This is a genomic window from Oleiphilus sp. HI0086 (assembly GCF_001635225.1).
This window is the reverse complement of record NZ_LWFZ01000449.1, coordinates 1-854: the sequence shown is the minus strand read 5'-3', so window position 1 is coordinate 854 and position 854 is coordinate 1. Positions and strand designations below refer to the sequence as shown.

General features: G+C 44.6%; 1 protein-coding gene and 1 pseudogene. Both read left to right on the top strand.

What is annotated here, in order from left to right:
• Positions 1-409, top strand: a pseudogene (gene fadB / locus A3756_RS27375) (fatty acid oxidation complex subunit alpha FadB); the annotation flags it as partial.
• A 31-nt stretch (positions 410-440) separates the two neighbouring features.
• Positions 441-854 (top strand): beta-ketoacyl synthase N-terminal-like domain-containing protein (locus tag A3756_RS05575; protein WP_304438862.1); only part of this gene is annotated, 414 nt, incomplete at its 3' end.

Here is an 854-nt window from a genome sequence, read left to right as displayed (position 1 = left end):
CTACGGTCAGAAGAACGACAAAGGCTTCTACACTTACGAGCTAGACCGTAAAGGTAAGCAGAAGAAAGTGAAGGACGAAGGCGTTTACGACATGATCAAGCCTGTTGTTCTTAACAACAATGAATTTACAGATGAAGAAATCATCGAGCGTATGATGGTTCCTCTATGTATCGAGACTGTACGTTGTCTTGAAGATGGTATCGTAGAGACTGCAGCAGAAGCTGATATGGGTCTTATCTTCGGTATCGGCTTCCCTCCATTCCGTGGTGGTGCGCTTCGTTACATCGATTCTATCGGCATCGAAGAATTTAATAAGATCGCTGACAAGTATGCTGATCTAGGTGCTCTTTACACTCCAACAGAGGGTATGAGAGAAATGGCTAAAACTGGCAAGAAGTTTTTCGGCTAATCGCTGAAACAGAATCGAACGGAGAATATCTATGAGTCTTAATCCAAAAGATGTCGTCGTCATCGATGCAGTACGTACCCCAATGGGTCGTGCTAAAAATGGCTGTTTCCGCAATGTACGTGCTGAGACACTTTCAGCTACGCTGATTGATGCTATTTTTGATCGTAACGAAAAATTGAACCCTAATGACGTTGAAGACGTAATCTGGGGTTGTGTTAACCAAACAATGGAGCAGGGCTTTAACGTTGCTCGTCAAATTTCATTGTTAACTAAAGTTCCTCACGCTGCTGGCGCTCAAACGGTTAACCGTTTGTGTGGTTCTGCGATGAGTGCAATTCACACAGCTGCACAAGCAATCCAAACCGGTAACGGTGACGTGTTTGTTGTGGGTGGTGTTGAGCACATGGGTCACGTATCCATGACTAAAGGTTTCGACCACAACCCA